The organism is Methylomicrobium agile, assembly GCF_000733855.1.
Classification (GTDB): Bacteria; Pseudomonadota; Gammaproteobacteria; order Methylococcales; family Methylomonadaceae; genus Methylomicrobium; species Methylomicrobium agile.
This window is the reverse complement of record NZ_JPOJ01000001.1, coordinates 3,227,689-3,247,755: the sequence shown is the minus strand read 5'-3', so window position 1 is coordinate 3,247,755 and position 20,067 is coordinate 3,227,689. Positions and strand designations below refer to the sequence as shown.

The window sequence follows — 20,067 nt, the reverse complement described above, 5'->3', positions numbered from 1 at the left end:
GCCGGATTTTATGGCTTTGTATGAACATTACCAAAAGCTGAAACCCGGCCCGCAAGCCGAACTCAAGCGTGTCGTGCAACCGGACGACTTGCTTGAAATCCCTGCTTTCTATCGGCTATTGCAAGACAACAAGGCGAGCAAAAACATGCAGCGCTTGGTGTTTTGCCTGCCGTTGATCAAGCACCAGGACAACGGCGATTCGCTGGGAAAAGCGCTGGCAAAAGCCGACATCAACGAAAAGCGACTGTTTATGGTGATTCGTTCTCAGGAACCGAATGACCTGATCCAGTTGAGACGGCTGCTCAAACAGGCCGAGCCGAAGCTGGATTGGCCCTCAGCGGCGAAAACCCTGTATTTCTGGAACGACCGCGCCAAACGCCAGCTATTGGAAGATTTCTTCTTCTATCAAAACAGCAAAACCAAAGAATCCGCTTAATGCAAAGGAACAAACCATGAACGAGAACTTTATCAATTTCCACGTACTGATTTCCCACAGCCCCTCTTGCCTGAACCGCGACGACATGAATATGCAAAAATCGGCGATTTTCGGCGGCAAGCGCCGAGTGCGTGTTTCCAGTCAGAGTTTGAAGCGCACGATGCGCCATAGCGATTATTATCGCGAACACTTGGGGGAACCCAGCGTGCGCACCAAGCATCTGGCGGATTTTCAAACGCAAACCATTGCCGCTCTTTCGGGGCGTTACGAGGAAAAACTGATCAAACAAGCGATCAGCTATATCTCCGGCAAAGATGCCAGCGCCGAAGATGCCAAGGGTGATGCGGTTGCACCCTGGGTATTGGAAGAAGTCGCGTATTTTTGCGAGCAAATCACAGCGCTGGAGTCCGATGGCATCGACCCGAAAAAACTGCAAAAACAAATCGAAAAAGACGGCCAGGCCTTTCGCCAAGCCCTTGCGAGAGGTATGGACATTGCCTTGTCGGGACGGATGGCGACTTCCGGTTTGATGAGCGAAGTCGGCAAAATCGATGGCGCCTTGGCTGTCGCCCATGCTATCACCACCCATACCGTCGATGCCGATATCGACTGGTTTACCGCCGTCGACGACTTGCAGGAATTGGGATCAGGGCATTTGGATACGCAGGAGTTTTCGTCCGGGGTTTTCTACCGTTATGCCAGCTTGAATCTCAAGCAGTTGCAGGTGAATCTCGGATTACTGCCGGACATGAAAGCGCCAGAAACAGGCGACAGCCGTACAAAAGTGCTCGATATTGCCGCGCATGTTTTACACATGCTGGCAACCGAAGTTCCCAGCGCCAAGCAGCAAAGCTTTGCCGCGCACAATCTGGCTGACGTCGCATTGGTCAGCTTCGCCCATCAACCGATTTCGCTGGCCAACGCCTTTGAAAAACCGGTGCCGGCGGACTATAAAACCGGCGGATTTAGAGAGCCGTCAATCAAGGAATTAAACGCCTATTGGGATAAAGTGCATCGCGGTTACGATTTGACGGAACGCTGCGCCGAATTCGCTTTGGATGAAATCGCGCTGCCAGCCGGAATTGTAGCCAAATCCTCCCTGCCTGATCTTGAAAACTGGCTCAGAAACAACGGTCAAGGTTAAAAGCCATGCGCGACTATCTGATCTTAAAACTGCAAGGCCCGATGCAGGCATGGGGGCGGGAGAGCTTTGAAGGCTTACGGCCCTCTGAGCTGTTCCCCGGACGCAGTGCTTTGTTGGGTTTGCTCGGAGCATGCTTAGGGATCGACCGTACCGACCGGCGACGATTGCAAGATTTGGCAGCCAGCGTTTCGTTTGCCGTACGAGTCGACCGGCAAGGACAAAAAATGACTGATTATCATACCGTCAAGGATGCGAGAGAAGATTATCGCGGCCTCAAAAGCCATAACACCATTCAGACCTGGCGGGAATATTGGCAAGATGCCTGTTACACGGTAGCAATTTGGGCAAGTAGAGATAATGCACCTCTACATTTAGCCGCTATCGAGCAGGCAATTAAGCAGCCGATCTACACACCAGTACTGGGGCGGCGCAACTGTCCATTAGCCAGACCGTTGTTTGAAACGAAGATTGCCGCCGAATCCGCTCTGGCGGCACTAGCGCAAACCGGAGCGAATCAAGGCACCCTTTACAGCGAAGAGAATAGCCCCGGCGCGATACCTCTTAAAAAACGGGATGTGCCGATCGTTCATCAACCGCGCCAATTCGCCAGCCGAACCGTGTTCATGACCGCTGTTCAAGGAGCGCTCCATGTATCTGAGTAAAATTCACATTCCCTGGCATCAGGCGAAAAACCCTTACCAGTTTCATCAGGCGCTCTGGCGTCTGTTTCCGGGACAGGATGAATCAACGCGGGATTTTTTATTTCGGGTTGAACAGATGCAAAAAGGCATTGGAGCCAATGTTCTTTTACAGTCCACTTTACAACCTCAAAGCAGCGTCCAAAGCCCGTCGCTTCTCGCTCAACGCGAATACGATTTGAATGTGCAGAACGGCCAACACTTTCGCTTTCGCCTGCGCGCTAATCCGATCAAAACGATTAAGGACAGCGACAAAGGCACATTCGAGAAAAAAGGCAAAACCTATACGAAAACCGTGCGCGTTCCTTTGTTGCAAGAAGAACAGCAGCAGGCCTGGCTGGAACGTAAGCTACAAACTTTTGCGCGACTGGAAACACTGACGATGCAGCCGGAACCCGTTCTATATTTTCGCAAAATTAAAGAAGGCCGAAGCGGTAAAATTCAAACCGTGCTGTTCGACGGCATATTGACTGTCACTGATGCAACCCTATTTAAGCAGGAAATAACTCAAGGTATTGGCCCTGCCAAAGCCTTCGGCTGCGGCTTGCTATCTATCGCCAGGATTTAATGTTACAGTCCGTATGACAATTCATACAATGAGGTAATGCCATGAGAATCAACGCAAAATTAGACGAGCAAAGCGAGAAAAACTTGCAGTTTATTAAAGAGCAAACCGGCGAAACCGTGACCCAGATCATCAAGGAACTGCTCGCGGATAAAGCGGGCGAACTCAGGCAAAAACAGCAGCCGGGAAGCAAAATGAAAGCCTTGCTGCAAAGTAAGTTTGTAGGCTGCGGCGAAGGACCGGAAGACGGTTCCGTCAATTACAAAAAATATATCCGCGACTATATCGATGAAAAATTTAGTCATCGCTGATACGGGATATTTTGCGGCGTTGGCTAATCCCAAGGATAGGTACCATCTGCTTGCACTTTCGGTAAGTCAATCGATTTCCGACGACTTGATCACCACTTGGCCTGTCATTACCGAATTATGTCATTATTTGGTTAAAAATATTTCACCGCAGGCGCAAGCCTTTTTTCTGGATGAAATTTCAACAGGGATTATTCAGGTTGTGAATACAGAAAAGGAGCATCTCAATCGAACGCGACGCTTGCTTTTGAAATATGCTGATCTTCCTATGGATTTTGCCGATGCCTCCCTGGTGATTTTAGCCGAAGAGTTGGGCCACGGCCGGATTCTCTCGACCGATCGGCGCGATTTCAACACGTATCGCTGGAAAAATCACAAACCATTCCAAAACCTGCTGCTGCCGGACGACTGATTCGGCTTCGATGAGAACGCATGCCATGTCTGAACTGCTGCAAAAAATCGCCGAGCTAGCCGATAACGATTCCGACATTGCGGTCGTCTGGCTCTACGGTTCGCGCGCGAAAGGCAATGCCCATGCGTCCAGCGATTACGATCTAGCCGTAGCATTCAACCGCTTCATCAAAGACGATCCGATCGAAAAGCGGCTACGGCCCGAGTGTCTCGCGCTGGACTGGCAACGGGCTTTAGGTCTGCATGATTTTCAGTTGTCCATTGTGGACATCAATCAGGCGCCGATTCCTTTGGCGTTTGAAATCATTCAGGCCGATACGGTCATTTTTTGCCGGGATGAAAACCGGCTTTGGCAGGAAACGCTCCGCATTCATAGCCGCATGGAACTCGATTATGCCTGAAGCCTATCTCGACTCGATCGAACAACATAGCCGGGAGCGCCGGGAAGACCTTGATGGCTTGTCTGTTATCGCCGCAGAGCGCCCATTCAGCCGAATTGAACGCCGTGCCGCCGAACGGGCTTTGCAGATATTGATAGGAGCCTGTATCGGCACGGCAAAATTTTGGTTAAAGGCCGAACATCTTAACCTGCCGTTGGACGCATACGAGAGCTTTGCCAAATTGGCCGAATTGCAAAAGCTTTCGCTGGATGAACTGAAGCAATGGCGCAAAATTGTAGGGATGCGCAATGCTTTGGTGCCCGATTATCCGGCCATCGACGCCGACTTGTTACGGACAGTTTTGGCTGAGCGATCGTACGATTTTCTGATCGACTTCATTTTGAAGGTTAAACGGCAATGCACGACTCAACGTTAATCGAACAAGGAAATCTTTCATGCTCCCACCACTCAAACCCATCGCGATGAAAGAACGCGTGTCGATGGTCTTCATCGAAAAAGGCCAGATCGACGTGAAAGACGGCGCCTTTGTCGTGATCGACGAAACCGGCATCCGCACTCACATTCCGGTCGGCAGCATCGCCTGCATCATGCTGGAACCGGGCACCCGCGTTTCCCATCATGCCGCAGCGCTAGCCGCCAGAGCCGGCACATTGCTGGTCTGGGTCGGCGAAGCGGGCGTCCGGGTCTATGCTTCGGGACAGCCGGGCGGCGCGCGTTCCGACCGCTTGCTGTATCAGGCCAAACTGGCGCTGGACGATGCCGCCCGCTTGAAGGTCGTGCGCAAGATGTACGAGATCCGCTTCGGCGAAAAACCGCCCGAACGCCGCAGCGTAGAACAATTGCGCGGCATCGAAGGCGCCCGCGTAAAAAAAACCTACGAACTGCTGGCCAAGCAGGCCGGCGTCACTTGGAAAGGCCGCCGCTACGATCCGACGGAATGGGACAACAGCGATATGGCCAACCGCTGCGTCAGCTCGGCTACCGCCTGCCTCTACGGTATCTGCGAAGCGGCCGTGCTGGCGGCCGGCTACGCACCGGCGATCGGTTTCATTCATACCGGCAAGCCGTTGTCTTTCGTGTATGACATCGCCGACCTGTTCAAATTCGACGAGATCATTCCGCACGCCTTCAAAATCGCTGCGAAGAATTACCGCGATCCGGAACGCGAAGTCCGGCTGATGTGCCGCGATATTTTCCGGCAAAGCAAAATCCTGAGAAAAATCATTCCCACCATCGAAGACGTACTGGCCGCCGGCGACTTGGAAATTCCCAAGCCCGCCGAAGAGTCCGTACTCCCCGCCATCCCCAATCCCGAGAGCATCGGCGATGTTGGTCATCGTAGTTGAAAACGTCCCGCCCCGGTTGCGGGGGCGCCTTGCCGTCTGGCTGATCGAGATTCGTGCCGGGGTTTATGTAGGCGATTTGTCGGTCAAAGTCAGGGAAATGATCTGGGTACAAATCGAGAATGGCATCGAAGACGGCAACGCGGTCATGGTCTGGACCACCAATACCGAACCCGGTTTCGACTTCATCACCCTGGGCAAAAACCGCCGCCTGCCGGTCGAGTTGGACGGCTTGAAACTGGTTTCGTTTTATCCCGAGGAAGACCCGAACGATCAGAATGCTCTTTAACAATTTAACGTTAAAAAACCGGCAAAGAATCGGTGGAAATTTTGAGGCGATTATTTCGCTTGTCTAACAATGTGTTAGGATAAGTGTGTTCCCCACGAGTGTGGGGATGAACCGTCAGAGACAAGCGAGACCAATATAACGCTCAAGTGTTCCCCACGAGTGTGGGGATGAACCGATATCTGTGTATCTAACAGAATATACAGTCTAGTGTTCCCCACGAGTGTGGGGATGAACCGTTTTCGGACAGCGACGGCGTCGCGATGATGGAGTGTTCCCCACGAGTGTGGGGATGAACCGTCTCATTGGTCACTTTGGCGCTGATCCTGTTAGTGTTCCCCACGAGTGTGGGGATGAACCGCCGTTTTGAGCGGCTTTTTCTACTTAGTGCTAGTGTTCCCCACGAGTGTGGGGATGAACCGGCCGCCAACAAACGGGTCGGCGATCAAACCGCGTGTTCCCCACGAGTGTGGGGATGAACCGATTATCCAGCGTTGGAGAGTATGATCGGCGGCGTGTTCCCCACGAGTGTGGGGATGAACCATGTCGTAAAGCCGCTTGTTATCGGATAGTGCCGTGTTCCCCACGAGTGTGGGGATGAACCGCATTCATCGACATCCTCAAACCCGCCGACGAGGTGTTCCCCACGAGTGTGGGGATGAACCGCGGTGGATCGACGGCACACCGTTGAGCAGTTGGTGTTCCCCACGAGTGTGGGGATGAACCGCCGGCACGTTTATCGTCGATCCCGACAAGGGTGTGTTCCCCACGAGTGTGGGGATGAACCGAACGGCGACAACTACCCGAACGAGATTGTTGTGTGTTCCCCACGAGTGTGGGGATGAACCGCGCGCGGGCGCACGGCGCGAAGTCTGCATGAAAGTGTTCCCCACGAGTGTGGGGATGAACCGCCCCGCGTTCTGTTAAGGCTTGTCCGCAGATTGTGTTCCCCACGAGTGTGGGGATGAACCGCACCATGCCTTCGAAACGTTCGGTAAAGCCGAGTGTTCCCCACGAGTGTGGGGATGAACCGACATGCCGACTGATCTTGTGCCACGCGCCGCGGTGTTCCCCACGAGTGTGGGGATGAACCGCCATGGACGAAACCTGCAACCTGCGCCTGCAAGTGTTCCCCACGAGTGTGGGGATGAACCGCTGATCGCGCAACTGACCGCACAAATCGTCGAGTGTTCCCCACGAGTGTGGGGATGAACCGCCAAAAAAAACGAACCAGCGGAGACTAAATAAGTGTTCCCCACGAGTGTGGGGATGAACCGCGCTCCAACTCAGGCAGGGTCAGTTGGAAGATGTGTTCCCCACGAGTGTGGGGATGAACCGTTGCGAACGTCGGCGACGACAAGATTAATCGCGTGTTCCCCACGAGTGTGGGGATGAACCGGAGTACCTGAGTTTGTACGAGCGGGTCGGCAAGTGTTCCCCACGAGTGTGGGGATGAACCGTTCGTCGGCGGCGCGCCTTAGTTCGGCGTTAGGTGTTCCCCACGAGTGTGGGGATGAACCGAGCTATTCTCGCAGAGCATATATAGCGTGCCGGTGTTCCCCACGAGTGTGGGGATGAACCGCTAATGGCGCAGGTTATCCGAACCGTTCCCGCGTGTTCCCCACGAGTGTGGGGATGAACCGTCAGCGCGGCTTGTACCGCGCCCTTTTCAGCAGTGTTCCCCACGAGTGTGGGGATGAACCGTTGACTTCGCATACGACGAAATCGCTTGTCGAGTGTTCCCCACGAGTGTGGGGATGAACCGTGCGCTCGGAAGACGACGCCACGGTCTACCTGGTGTTCCCCACGAGTGTGGGGATGAACCGATTTACAGCGCATACACGACGCAGCTTTTAGGGTGTTCCCCACGAGTGTGGGGATGAACCGTACGCACCGCTGATTCTGGTGCCGTAGGCAATGTGTTCCCCACGAGTGTGGGGATGAACCGCTTTTGGGCCGTGTTAAATATCGCACGCTTGAGTGTTCCCCACGAGTGTGGGGATGAACCGATTCCGAAAGGCAATTACCAACAACACGTCGTGTGTTCCCCACGAGTGTGGGGATGAACCGTTTTGGTCGGTGCGCCTTTCACTTATCGGGTCGTGTTCCCCACGAGTGTGGGGATGAACCGTAATCGACGTTGAATTAGATACGACCGAAAAGGTGTTCCCCACGAGTGTGGGGATGAACCGGATTACCCGGACATTTCCGCCGATGGTCGCATGTGTTCCCCACGAGTGTGGGGATGAACCGTTATGGTAAGTTATCAGAGCTATCAGAGTTACGTGTTCCCCACGAGTGTGGGGATGAACCGATGAATCCCGCAGAACTTGCGGCTTATCTGAAGTGTTCCCCACGAGTGTGGGGATGAACCGGCATCATACATATGCATATTTCGCTTTTCGGTGTGTTCCCCACGAGTGTGGGGATGAACCGTACGCATGGACCCAGCCGACAGAGCCGATCAGGTGTTCCCCACGAGTGTGGGGATGAACCGACGGTGTTTTTGTTAATAGTCATTTTGTATTCGTGTTCCCCACGAGTGTGGGGATGAACCGCTTGATTAATCTTGATTAATTCAGCTAGTCTCGTGTTCCCCACGAGTGTGGGGATGAACCGGCTGAGATAGACCGTCTACTTAAACTATTAGGGTGTTCCCCACGAGTGTGGGGATGAACCGGCCGGCGTGGTAGTATTTACACTCAGGCAAGCGTGTTCCCCACGAGTGTGGGGATGAACCGGATAAAAAGGGCTTAAGGTTTACATCTAAGCCGTGTTCCCCACGAGTGTGGGGATGAACCGTTTATCGGTTAATGCGTGGATTAGAACTAATAGTGTTCCCCACGAGTGTGGGGATGAACCGTTTTCCCCTGTCCTTTATTAAATTGAGCTGCAGTGTTCCCCACGAGTGTGGGGATGAACCGGTATGTGTTCTGCTAGTATATCCGCCGCCGTCGTGTTCCCCACGAGTGTGGGGATGAACCGGGTTTATTTTAAAAATACTAAAATAATCAACCGTGTTCCCCACGAGTGTGGGGATGAACCGCAACTATCCCATTCAAGTTCAAACATTGAAGAGTGTTCCCCACGAGTGTGGGGATGAACCGGATTTATTTTAAAAATACTAAAATAATCAACCGTGTTCCCCACGAGTGTGGGGATGAACCGCAAAAGCAACCGCAGCATCTTCACATTAGAACGTGTTCCCCACGAGTGTGGGGATGAACCGGTCTTACCACCAAATGATACTGTTTCTGGTACGTGTTCCCCACGAGTGTGGGGATGAACCGTCCGCTTTAGTTCGTTTTTCACCGTCCACGGTGTGTTCCCCACGAGTGTGGGGATGAACCGATATTGTACCCAATGACTTCAGGCACTGGGAAGTGTTCCCCACGAGTGTGGGGATGAACCGTCTTTGAAACCAGCTTCCATGTTTTCAACGATGTGTTCCCCACGAGTGTGGGGATGAACCGACTAGCTAGTAGTTGGTATAGATTTTGCCGGGGTGTTCCCCACGAGTGTGGGGATGAACCGCAAAATCGCTATGGCTTAATCTTGATTAAGCAGTGTTCCCCACGAGTGTGGGGATGAACCGCTCAGACGTTCAGATGAGCCATTCAGCCAAATGTGTTCCCCACGAGTGTGGGGATGAACCGCCGCGATCCGCCCCGCCCTCGAAACCGCGATCGTGTTCCCCACGAGTGTGGGGATGAACCGAAGCGCGCGACTGGCAAGGCAAGTACGAACAAGTGTTCCCCACGAGTGTGGGGATGAACCGCGCCCGCCGCCGTATTGATGACGAGCTGCAGAGTGTTCCCCACGAGTGTGGGGATGAACCGATTAAAGAGGCACTACCAGTTTTACCTGCCGCGTGTTCCCCACGAGTGTGGGGATGAACCGGCAGGAATTTATTTATCTAAACCTAGTTTTGAGTGTTCCCCACGAGTGTGGGGATGAACCGTTATGGGATTTAATAGCTAAATAGATTAATCAGTGTTCCCCACGAGTGTGGGGATGAACCTGGTCAACTCGTTTAAAGCTAACCAAAGGATACGTGTTCCCCACGAGTGTGGGGATGAACCGTAAATCTATATCTGGGTTCCTAGTCGTATGACGTGTTCCCCACGAGTGTGGGGATGAACCGATAACCAAAACCCCAATACCATGAGCAATCAAGTGTTCCCCACGAGTGTGGGGATGAACCGCCAGATTACGGCACAGCTCATAAAGCTGTTGAGTGTTCCCCACGAGTGTGGGGATGAACCGCCCGGATAATAGGTATTAAATATCGCTTTTCGGTGTTCCCCACGAGTGTGGGGATGAACCGATACTAAAATCAGCACTAACCGATACTGAGAAGTGTTCCCCACGAGTGTGGGGATGAACCGAACCATTTGTTGGTGGGGCTAACTCCATACAAGTGTTCCCCACGAGTGTGGGGATGAACCGATTACTGTTTAGTCCGTTCCGCTCGCATCTGAGTGTTCCCCACGAGTGTGGGGATGAACCGAGTAAACAACAAAGCCGATTTTGTTATAGCACGTGTTCCCCACGAGTGTGGGGATGAACCGCAACTATTGCTTCAAAGCTCGAACATCGAAGAGTGTTCCCCACGAGTGTGGGGATGAACCGGGAAACAAAATATTTACCAGGATTATTGAACTGTGTTCCCCACGAGTGTGGGGATGAACCGGCTTTTGCATCGTGAATCAATTGCCCCAGGTCGTGTTCCCCACGAGTGTGGGGATGAACCGTTCCGGCTCCACCTGGGCGCGGGCTAGGTTCGGTGTTCCCCACGAGTGTGGGGATGAACCGAGGGCGTCATAGATTCGCTCCATATTGCGGAGGTGTTCCCCACGAGTGTGGGGATGAACCGGCAACTACGGCACAGGCCGTGATATCGCCGAGGTGTTCCCCACGAGTGTGGGGATGAACCGGGCTTGAAATCGCCCTCGTTCAGCGACGGCGAGTGTTCCCCACGAGTGTGGGGATGAACCGACCATCGAACAATTCATGGCCGAGCTGGAAGCGTGTTCCCCACGAGTGTGGGGATGAACCGCTCTTGGTGCGCCAGTTCGAGCAACGGCTCGAGTGTTCCCCACGAGTGTGGGGATGAACCGGCATCTAACAGAGCGGCAGATGTAGCGTCGGTGTGTTCCCCACGAGTGTGGGGATGAACCGGCGTAGTTGCGGTAGATCCGGCCGTCGACCTGGTGTTCCCCACGAGTGTGGGGATGAACCGGCGACCCGTTGACCAAAGGCATCGTTGATCGCGTGTTCCCCACGAGTGTGGGGATGAACCGGCCGGCGGCGCCGGCAACCTCGCGCAGATCAGGTGTTCCCCACGAGTGTGGGGATGAACCGTCGCTCAGGACGCGGACGGCCCGGCAAGTGTAGTGTTCCCCACGAGTGTGGGGATGAACCGTGGGTCTCCACCAGATTGTTGCCCTGCTCGACGTGTTCCCCACGAGTGTGGGGATGAACCGGCAATTCTAGCGCGTCAGCGCGAGTCCGATACGTGTTCCCCACGAGTGTGGGGATGAACCGGCATGACCGTCGGCAATTTCGACGAGCAGGGTGTGTTCCCCACGAGTGTGGGGATGAACCGGGTGTACGGTCACGGTCCACTGGATCGAAGGTGTGTTCCCCACGAGTGTGGGGATGAACCGACTACGATGGTCTGGTCGTGTGGCTGCGTGACGTGTTCCCCACGAGTGTGGGGATGAACCGAAACCTAACGCTAATTAGGCATCCTAAATGACGTGTTCCCCACGAGTGTGGGGATGAACCGCGTACGCTTGCCATTGGCGCGCGTACTTTCTTGTGTTCCCCACGAGTGTGGGGATGAACCGGCGTCGTAGTCGGTCAGGGTGTAGGTATAGGTGTGTTCCCCACGAGTGTGGGGATGAACCGAAACAGGACATTACCCGATTTCGGCTCTCGTTGTGTTCCCCACGAGTGTGGGGATGAACCGAACGAGGCGGACACCTTGCTGAAACGGCGGCTGTGTTCCCCACGAGTGTGGGGATGAACCGGTCTTTTCATGACTTTTACTACAACATTTGCGGTGTTCCCCACGAGTGTGGGGATGAACCTTTTGCACGGCCGCCAGATAACGCTGGTATTCCGTGTTCCCCACGAGTGTGGGGATGAACCGGCAATGGGCCATGACGTATAACGCTAGCTTGAGTGTTCCCCACGAGTGTGGGGATGAACCGAAGACCTGCGCAAAGACGGCAAGACCGTCGCGGTGTTCCCCACGAGTGTGGGGATGAACCGCCGGATCAAACAGGCCGGCGATGAACTGCGCCGTGTTCCCCACGAGTGTGGGGATGAACCGCTTGCGACGACCGGGCGCTGTGAGATTACCGGGTGTTCCCCACGAGTGTGGGGATGAACCGGCCGCGTACAGGTACACATCGGGATGCGCGGAGTGTTCCCCACGAGTGTGGGGATGAACCGGCGATTCGCTGCGCGTCAGACTCCCCAATCAAGTGTTCCCCACGAGTGTGGGGATGAACCGCCCTGGTGTCCGGCATCGAGTCGGATTTCATCGTGTTCCCCACGAGTGTGGGGATGAACCGCGATATATCGAATCCGAACGAGGAAGGAAAACGTGTTCCCCACGAGTGTGGGGATGAACCAGGCGCGCTTGTCTTCCGGTATATCGATGCTGGGTGTTCCCCACGAGTGTGGGGATGAACCGGGGTTGGGAACCGCCTGAATGGCCAGATCTTTGTGTTCCCCACGAGTGTGGGGATGAACCGGCAGAGCAGGAAATGTTTACGATGCTTGGGCTGTGTTCCCCACGAGTGTGGGGATGAACCGCACTTCGCACCATACCTCACGCGGATCACCGAGTGTTCCCCACGAGTGTGGGGATGAACCGTTCGTGGGGATTGAGCTTGATGAAACCTATTAGTGTTCCCCACGAGTGTGGGGATGAACCGTGAACGCGCAATCCCTGCAAGCGTCGCTGATAGTGTTCCCCACGAGTGTGGGGATGAACCGACTTCAGCAGTTTTGCGTAAACCCGAGTCCGTGTGTTCCCCACGAGTGTGGGGATGAACCGCGCCAAGGCCCTGATCTCGATCATCAACCGCAGTGTTCCCCACGAGTGTGGGGATGAACCGACCCCACGCAAATGACAGACGCCGAATTCGCTGTGTTCCCCACGAGTGTGGGGATGAACCGCCTGACGCGCCGCAGGCAAACAGTCTGCCTGCGTGTTCCCCACGAGTGTGGGGATGAACCGCCAATCGGCGCGCCGAAATCGCCCAAACCATCGTGTTCCCCACGAGTGTGGGGATGAACCGCGCTTCCCGGCCTCCAGCATGGCTTCGGCGGAGTGTTCCCCACGAGTGTGGGGATGAACCGACCCTGGACCTGACCACCTTCAATATCGCCTCGTGTTCCCCACGAGTGTGGGGATGAACCGCCACGGTCTTCTCCCCCTTTCGGTACGAGGAGGTGTTCCCCACGAGTGTGGGGATGAACCGGTATCCGCTTCTTCGTTCCCGAGGTGTCCGTGGTGTTCCCCACGAGTGTGGGGATGAACCGCGCAAGTACAAAAGCGCCGACACAAAACAAAGGTGTTCCCCACGAGTGTGGGGATGAACCGGCGCTGTTCCAGTCGCTGGAATCAGCTTTGGTGTGTTCCCCACGAGTGTGGGGATGAACCGCGTTCAAGGCAGCATCCGACGCTGAGAAGGACGTGTTCCCCACGAGTGTGGGGATGAACCGCATCCGACGCTGAGAAGGACAACCGCGCCGCAGTGTTCCCCACGAGTGTGGGGATGAACCGATCGCCGCGTATTCCGGGGTCGAGGCATAAAAGTGTTCCCCACGAGTGTGGGGATGAACCGAACAACATGGTTAACGGCCTACAGAACCAAATGTGTTCCCCACGAGTGTGGGGATGAACCGTACGAGCGTGGCGCGGTAATGCCTGGGGGAGAGTGTTCCCCACGAGTGTGGGGATGAACCGAGGAGAAATCGGGGACGAAAAAGAGGGCGTAAGTGTTCCCCACGAGTGTGGGGATGAACCATCGGTATAAAGCGATAGCGAGTGACTCTAATCGTGTTCCCCACGAGTGTGGGGATGAACCGCGACCTAAACATGTCTTGTGGCGATATTGCCAGTGTTCCCCACGAGTGTGGGGATGAACCAAGGAACGTTACGCGCAGCGGATGGCGGCAATACGTGTTCCCCACGAGTGTGGGGATGAACCATTCGACGGCAACGCTTTTGCTAGCAATGGAGCGTGTTCCCCACGAGTGTGGGGATGAACCGAATTCGCCAACTGAGAACGACATGATAAAAACGTGTTCCCCACGAGTGTGGGGATGAACCGGGCTTGCTGAAGAAGAAAGCCGATATGGCGATGTGTTCCCCACGAGTGTGGGGATGAACCGCCATGCGCCTGATGCGGCCGCAATGAGCGCTAGTGTTCCCCACGAGTGTGGGGATGAACCGACCCAAAGTTCGGCGTTCCATCCGTCGCCCTCGTGTTCCCCACGAGTGTGGGGATGAACCCGCGCCGTCTACCGTCCAGTATTCGGGCTCGCCGTGTTCCCCACGAGTGTGGGGATGAACCGAGGCCGACTTGAACCGGCTGCTGTCGGTACAGGTGTTCCCCACGAGTGTGGGGATGAACCGCAGCGATTACTCGATGGCGGTTTCTCGGTCGTGTGTTCCCCACGAGTGTGGGGATGAACCGGCAGGTTTCGACATGGCGATCCAGGAAGTGAAGTGTTCCCCACGAGTGTGGGGATGAACCGGACGGTAACCGCTACGTTCAGTTGGAATCGGTGTGTTCCCCACGAGTGTGGGGATGAACCGCCTTTGCCGTCCAGTCGCTCCGGTGTGGCGGAGTGTTCCCCACGAGTGTGGGGATGAACCGTGATCACCGACGCGGCGACCACGTTCATTGTGGTGTTCCCCACGAGTGTGGGGATGAACCGTACAGCAGTTGCAACAGCAGTTTCAGCAAATGGTGTTCCCCACGAGTGTGGGGATGAACCGGTGACATTTCAATATTCTCTTCTGATTCTGGCGTGTTCCCCACGAGTGTGGGGATGAACCGCTTGCGCCGACATCGTAAACGGCAATGATGACGTGTTCCCCACGAGTGTGGGGATGAACCGGCTCTGAGATCTGGATAACGTGGAACCCTGAGGTGTTCCCCACGAGTGTGGGGATGAACCGTAAATTCGGTCATTCCACCCCCTGCGGCACCAGTGTTCCCCACGAGTGTGGGGATGAACCGATTTCGTACGCAGGCACGCCGCGTTCGACGAGGTGTTCCCCACGAGTGTGGGGATGAACCGGTCGTCGATATGGTCACTCGCGAGGCACTGAGGTGTTCCCCACGAGTGTGGGGATGAACCGCCTTTGGTCGAGGGAGCAAAGCGCCAAGGCCGTGTTCCCCACGAGTGTGGGGATGAACCGTTATCCCGACAATCAGAGAGGAAGGCTCTGAGGTGTTCCCCACGAGTGTGGGGATGAACCGGCCAGGTAGCCCTTCCGCTTTGGCTTGTTGGGGTGTTCCCCACGAGTGTGGGGATGAACCGCCCCGTATATCGGACCAACAGGCGCGTTCACCGTGTTCCCCACGAGTGTGGGGATGAACCGCTCTGCAATCAGCGTTCAATCGGCTCGGCGGGGTGTTCCCCACGAGTGTGGGGATGAACCGGCAGTCGCATTCTTTTTTTAGCGCATCGACGCGTGTTCCCCACGAGTGTGGGGATGAACCGTTGTTCAGCGAGCTTGGCCGCCCTGTTGGCGAGTGTTCCCCACGAGTGTGGGGATGAACCGCAGTATATGCATAGATTGGTTTGGGAGAGAAAGTGTTCCCCACGAGTGTGGGGATGAACCGGCCGCGTACAGGTACACATCGGGATGCGCGGAGTGTTCCCCACGAGTGTGGGGATGAACCGGCTATTTGATTAAGCCGCTCCTTTATACCGGAGTGTTCCCCACGAGTGTGGGGATGAACCGTTGTCAACGACGCTAGGCAGAACTCCCCGTCGGTGTTCCCCACGAGTGTGGGGATGAACCGGCCGCCTCTATTCTGACCGAGACGCTATAGATGTGTTCCCCACGAGTGTGGGGATGAACCGCGTGTCTCCTGCGCTTCGCTCATTTCGAGTTCGTGTTCCCCACGAGTGTGGGGATGAACCGCTGGTGATCGACATTCCGCGCGGCAAGCTCGCGTGTTCCCCACGAGTGTGGGGATGAACCGTAGGTGCCAGGCTGGTCTTGCCGTAAGGCGAAGTGTTCCCCACGAGTGTGGGGATGAACCGACGGTCTCGGTGTAGACGGCCGGGACATCGACGTGTTCCCCACGAGTGTGGGGATGAACCGTCGTCCGGATCACCCGGGTGTACGTTTCCGGAGTGTTCCCCACGAGTGTGGGGATGAACCGGTCTTGACCAGCGGTAATAACCGGAAGGCTTGGTGTTCCCCACGAGTGTGGGGATGAACCGAGTATGCTTGGCCAGGTACTCACGCTCGTAGAGTGTTCCCCACGAGTGTGGGGATGAACCGCGTTCGTCGAACGCGTCGCCATCAAACTTGAAGTGTTCCCCACGAGTGTGGGGATGAACCGCTGAATAGCTACGTCATTGTGTCGGGTTACAAGTGTTCCCCACGAGTGTGGGGATGAACCGCGTACCGATCGATGCCCAAGCGATAGCCGAAGGTGTTCCCCACGAGTGTGGGGATGAACCGGTCTGCCGACATCATCTGCTTCGATTTCATGAGTGTTCCCCACGAGTGTGGGGATGAACCGTGTATCTTCCGCATGATGGCGTAACGCATGATGTGTTCCCCACGAGTGTGGGGATGAACCGCCGTGGATGCGTTCCAAAACCACACTGGCCTGGTGTTCCCCACGAGTGTGGGGATGAACCGTCCTTGCAGCAACCGTCAGTGCCAACGATTACGTGTTCCCCACGAGTGTGGGGATGAACCGATATGGGTCCTGGCGCTATGTCTCCTGATCAGGTGTTCCCCACGAGTGTGGGGATGAACCGTTGGTCGACGCGCTGAAAGGCCTGTTCCAGGAGTGTTCCCCACGAGTGTGGGGATGAACCGATCATAGCGTTAAATTGGCGCGATAACGCGAAGTGTTCCCCACGAGTGTGGGGATGAACCGCGCGACGAAAACCGCAATATTGGGATTGGCCCGTGTTCCCCACGAGTGTGGGGATGAACCGTTGTTGCAAACAGTTGATTGCCATTTTCCGGAGTGTTCCCCACGAGTGTGGGGATGAACCGCAGTCTTCGAGCAAGTCACCGTCGATCCCATAGTGTTCCCCACGAGTGTGGGGATGAACCGCGGCCTACCTGTTTGAGAGTCAAGATGCTGTGGTGTTCCCCACGAGTGTGGGGATGAACCGTCAATTTCGGCCGCCTTCCGTTCCGCGATGAAGTGTTCCCCACGAGTGTGGGGATGAACCGGCATTGTTTCAAAACAACAAACGAATCCACGCGTGTTCCCCACGAGTGTGGGGATGAACCGATGGCACCATCGCCCTAGTCAAGCAGAACGGAAGCAACAAATTGATGTATATGGAAGGCGTGGTGGGCAATGACGGCGTCTTTCACACCGTAAATTCTGGATTTAAAACGCGCGAAAACTATTTAAAAACGAAGACGCTGCTCTGGGATGGGGCGCCGTCCCATCAGCCGTTGCCCCCTAACGCAGTCTCGGGCCAGAACAACGCCTACAGACAGACCATATCACAAACCGAGTTTACCGACAAGCAGGCGGAATTGTATCGCCAAGCGGTTGCCGCACGACGCCAACAGGGCGATATCTTCGAGGCCGGCGCCTCACGGCGCATGCTCAAAAGCGATTCAAACAAGGCGCCGCTGCTGGAAGATGCGCGCGTCCCGGAAAACTTCCTGAACGGCTCCCCTGCCGACGTTGCGCAATTTTTGAAGTCGATGCAGAACAAGCCGCAAGCCTTGCGCGCGGCCGAAGACTATTTGTCGACGCAACTGCGAAACCGCATTTACACGCCGAGCGGCGACTTGAAGGCGAAGTGGCAGCAGGAGTGGTTAAAGTGGCAGCAGGCGCATCAGCCTGTACTGAGACAGTTTCCGGAGCTGAATGAGAGAATCACCACGGCGCTCAAGATGCAGAATTCCGCATCGAAAACAGCCGGCGTGCTCGACAGCGGCGGCGCCCGGCATTTTTTGGCCGAAAAAGACCCGGATCGGTCAGTCAAGTCACTGCTGCAAAGCCCAAACAAACAGCAAGATGTCAGTGGCCTGCTGACATTGGCGCGCGATCCCGCGCAACGGCAAAACCTTGCGGGCGCGATTAAAGATCATTGGCTGAGCAATGTGACGCAAAACGGCGCGACCGACATTCTGGGCAACCCGGTATTCAATCGGGGGCAAGTGCTCAAATCGATCAAAGACCCCGCGAATGCCGGCTTATTGCGCGGCCTATTGGACAATGAGGGGCTAAGCCGCCTGAATACCATCGCCAAAGACCTGGAACGTAGCGACTATTTGAATTATGCGCCCAGGGCGCGCGGCTCGGATACCAACGCTAATCTGGGGAATCGAGCCTTTGTCGGTCGTGCGACCGATACCGGCTTGGAAAAGATATTCGGCCGCTCCTACGGGTTGTTGAAATCGTGTTCCCCACGAGTGTGGGGATGAACCGTTGCCGCCAAAACCGTAGGCGGATAGGCCGTCGTGTTCCCCACGAGCGTGGGGATGAACCGCCGAGCGGAAAATCTACAACGCCGTGGCCCGCGTGTTCCACACGAGCGTGGGGATGAACCGACTTATGGTGGGCGATACGGGTACCCCATGATGTGTTCCCCACGAGCGTGGGGATAAACTGATATGGCTACACTAAACCGGACACACTTTTTAAAATATATCGAAAAAAGTGAGTCCCCTATGAGTCAAGAAAAACCCAAAACCTATACTGCGGAATTTAGAGAATCGGCCGTGAAGCTGGCGAATGAATCCGATCAATCGATCGCGCAGACCGCCAAAGACCTTGGCATTAATATAAATACCCTGCATACCTGGATCAGCAAATACAGTCGGCCGACTGATCAGGATAAAGCTATCCGCACCGACCAGCATCTTTACGATGACTAAACAACCACCGGCTAAAAGCCGGTGGGTTTGGGTTACGGACTGAAAGTCCGGGATACGCGTCGGTTTAACGACGCGTCTACGGTTCAACTTTAAATTCGGTAGCTGGATCCGACTCAAAATGATGCTCTAGATATTCTTTGATCATCTCTTCGGTCATCTCTCCCACCGTGGCACAAAAATACCCCCGCGCCCAGAAATGCCGCCCCCAGTACCGCTTCTTCAACGCAGGAAACTCCTCGAACAACTGGCTGGCCGACCTCCCCTTGATTCGCCTCATGATTTCGCTGGGCGCCAGTTCCGGCGGCGCGGAAACCAGAATATGCACGTGATCCTTGCTAACCACCCCTTTCACAATCCGTATCTCAAAGGCTTCGCAGGTCTGCCGCACCCACTCCCGGACGCGTTCCCCGACGTCACCTTTCAATACCGGGTAGCGATATTTCGTCACCCAAACAAAAGGGTATTCAATTTTAAATACCGTGTGGCTGCCATACCGATAGTCCATGCCACTCCCATCTGTAAATCTTTCATCTTACCTCCGCAGGGCTGCAGATGAAATCTGCCCGCCTAAAGGCGGGGCTTAAACCTTTTATATCGAAGTTAAAGCGCTTGAAGAAAGAGGTGGCCCGGCTGACCGAGGAGCGTGATTTATTAAAAAAGGCAGCCGCGTACTTTGCCAGGGAACAACGGTGAAGTACGCCTGGATCCAACAGCATAGCAGCGCGTTTGCGGTGGAGACGATGTGCCGGTTTATGAGGGTGTCCCGGAGCGCTTACTATGCTTGGCTGCAACGCCCTGAAAGCGCCGGTGAAAAAGAGGATGCTGAATTGACCGAACTGATTAAAACCGCTTTTGCCAAGAGTCGGGCGACTTATGGCAGGGCAATCGCGCTATCTCCCTATTGACATGAGCAAGCGTATAAAATAAGCCCTTTGCAGAGAAAACAAGGATGCCACCCAATCCAATGCCGTATTTCGAGGACCTCAAAGATCCACGCCGCGAGACGAAAAACAAGTTGCACAAGCTGAGCGATATTTTAAGGATCGTGTTATACGCCGTGCTGAGTGGCATAGAAGACTGGGTGGGCATGGAAGCATTCGCCGAAGAGAAAGAGGCGTGGCTGCGTGAGTTTCTGGAGTTACCGAACGGTATTCCATCGCACGACACCTTAAGCGATGTGTTGGGGAGGATTGATCCTAATGCCTTTCAGGAAGCCTTTTTAAGCTGGGTTCATGCGGCGTTGCCGAGTCTGTCGGGCGAACAAATCTGTTTGGACGGCAAGACGTTGCGCGGCAGTTGAACCGCCCCGGGTTTTCAGGAGGCTCTAACTTTATGAGAAGATA

The 20,067-nt window shown here is 55.1% G+C and carries 13 protein-coding genes, 2 pseudogenes and 1 CRISPR repeat array; of the genes and pseudogenes, 14 read left to right on the top strand and 1 reads right to left on the bottom strand.

What is annotated here, in order from left to right:
- Positions 1-10 precede the first annotated feature (10 nt).
- The 12 genes and pseudogenes from casB to CC94_RS0115180 form a co-directional block, all read left to right on the top strand.
- Complete coding sequence (gene casB / locus CC94_RS0115235; RefSeq protein ID WP_031431470.1) at positions 11-436, top strand: type I-E CRISPR-associated protein Cse2/CasB; 426 nt, start codon at positions 11-13, stop codon at positions 434-436.
- 16 nt (positions 437-452) lie between these two features.
- Positions 453-1,580 carry a type I-E CRISPR-associated protein Cas7/Cse4/CasC gene (gene cas7e, locus CC94_RS0115230; RefSeq protein ID WP_031431469.1) on the top strand — a complete coding sequence of 376 codons (1,128 nt, stop codon included), beginning with the start codon at positions 453-455 and terminating at the stop codon, positions 1,578-1,580.
- A gap of 5 nt (positions 1,581-1,585) precedes the next feature.
- Positions 1,586-2,242 carry a type I-E CRISPR-associated protein Cas5/CasD gene (cas5e, locus tag CC94_RS0115225; protein WP_031431467.1) on the top strand — a complete coding sequence of 219 codons (657 nt, stop codon included), beginning with the start codon at positions 1,586-1,588 and terminating at the stop codon, positions 2,240-2,242.
- Positions 2,229-2,846 carry a type I-E CRISPR-associated protein Cas6/Cse3/CasE gene (cas6e, locus tag CC94_RS0115220; RefSeq protein WP_005371161.1) on the top strand — a complete coding sequence of 206 codons (618 nt, stop codon included), beginning with the start codon at positions 2,229-2,231 and terminating at the stop codon, positions 2,844-2,846. Before cas5e ends, cas6e begins: the two co-directional genes overlap by 14 nt.
- Before the next feature lie 41 nt (positions 2,847-2,887).
- Positions 2,888-3,154: a hypothetical protein gene (locus CC94_RS0115215; RefSeq protein WP_005371160.1), complete on the top strand. Its 267-nt coding sequence runs from the start codon at positions 2,888-2,890 to the stop codon at positions 3,152-3,154.
- A complete protein-coding gene (locus CC94_RS0115210) occupies positions 3,132-3,563 on the top strand; it encodes a type II toxin-antitoxin system VapC family toxin (RefSeq protein ID WP_005371159.1) in 432 nt (143 codons plus the stop codon). The genes CC94_RS0115215 and CC94_RS0115210 overlap by 23 nt, the downstream gene beginning before the upstream one ends.
- Before the next feature lie 25 nt (positions 3,564-3,588).
- Positions 3,589-3,963 carry a type VII toxin-antitoxin system MntA family adenylyltransferase antitoxin gene (gene mntA, locus CC94_RS0115205; RefSeq protein ID WP_005371158.1) on the top strand — a complete coding sequence of 125 codons (375 nt, stop codon included), beginning with the start codon at positions 3,589-3,591 and terminating at the stop codon, positions 3,961-3,963.
- Positions 3,956-4,378, top strand: a complete 423-nt coding sequence (gene hepT / locus CC94_RS0115200) for a type VII toxin-antitoxin system HepT family RNase toxin (RefSeq protein ID WP_005371157.1) — start codon at positions 3,956-3,958, stop codon at positions 4,376-4,378. The genes mntA and hepT overlap by 8 nt, the downstream gene beginning before the upstream one ends.
- 19 nt (positions 4,379-4,397) lie before the next feature.
- Positions 4,398-5,309 carry a type I-E CRISPR-associated endonuclease Cas1e gene (cas1e, locus tag CC94_RS0115195; RefSeq protein WP_005371155.1) on the top strand — a complete coding sequence of 304 codons (912 nt, stop codon included), beginning with the start codon at positions 4,398-4,400 and terminating at the stop codon, positions 5,307-5,309.
- Positions 5,290-5,595: a type I-E CRISPR-associated endoribonuclease Cas2e gene (gene cas2e, locus CC94_RS0115190; protein WP_005371153.1), complete on the top strand. Its 306-nt coding sequence runs from the start codon at positions 5,290-5,292 to the stop codon at positions 5,593-5,595. Before cas1e ends, cas2e begins: the two co-directional genes overlap by 20 nt.
- Before the next feature lie 85 nt (positions 5,596-5,680).
- Positions 5,681-17,117: a CRISPR direct-repeat array (repeat unit 29 nt; unit sequence GTGTTCCCCACGAGTGTGGGGATGAACCG).
- Between the two features lie 41 nt (positions 17,118-17,158).
- Positions 17,159-18,271, top strand: coding sequence for a hypothetical protein (locus tag CC94_RS23825; RefSeq protein ID WP_157203449.1), 1,113 nt, complete (start codon positions 17,159-17,161; stop codon positions 18,269-18,271).
- Positions 18,272-18,517: 246 nt separating this feature from the next.
- Positions 18,518-18,721, top strand: a pseudogene (locus CC94_RS0115180) (transposase); the annotation flags it as partial.
- A 79-nt stretch (positions 18,722-18,800) separates the two neighbouring features.
- Here the strand turns inward: CC94_RS0115180 and tnpA are convergent.
- A complete protein-coding gene (tnpA, locus tag CC94_RS0115175; RefSeq protein ID WP_005371143.1) occupies positions 18,801-19,229 on the bottom strand; it encodes an IS200/IS605 family transposase in 429 nt (142 codons plus the stop codon).
- Positions 19,230-19,321: 92 nt separating this feature from the next.
- Between tnpA and CC94_RS0115165 the strand changes: the two are divergent.
- Both CC94_RS0115165 and CC94_RS0115160 read left to right on the top strand, forming a co-directional pair.
- Positions 19,322-19,602, top strand: a pseudogene (locus CC94_RS0115165) (IS3 family transposase); the annotation flags it as partial.
- A gap of 71 nt (positions 19,603-19,673) precedes the next feature.
- Positions 19,674-20,024 (top strand): ISAs1 family transposase, encoded by a 351-nt coding sequence (locus CC94_RS0115160; protein ID WP_084675364.1) that lies wholly within the window; start codon positions 19,674-19,676, stop codon positions 20,022-20,024.
- Positions 20,025-20,067: the final 43 nt, after the last annotated feature.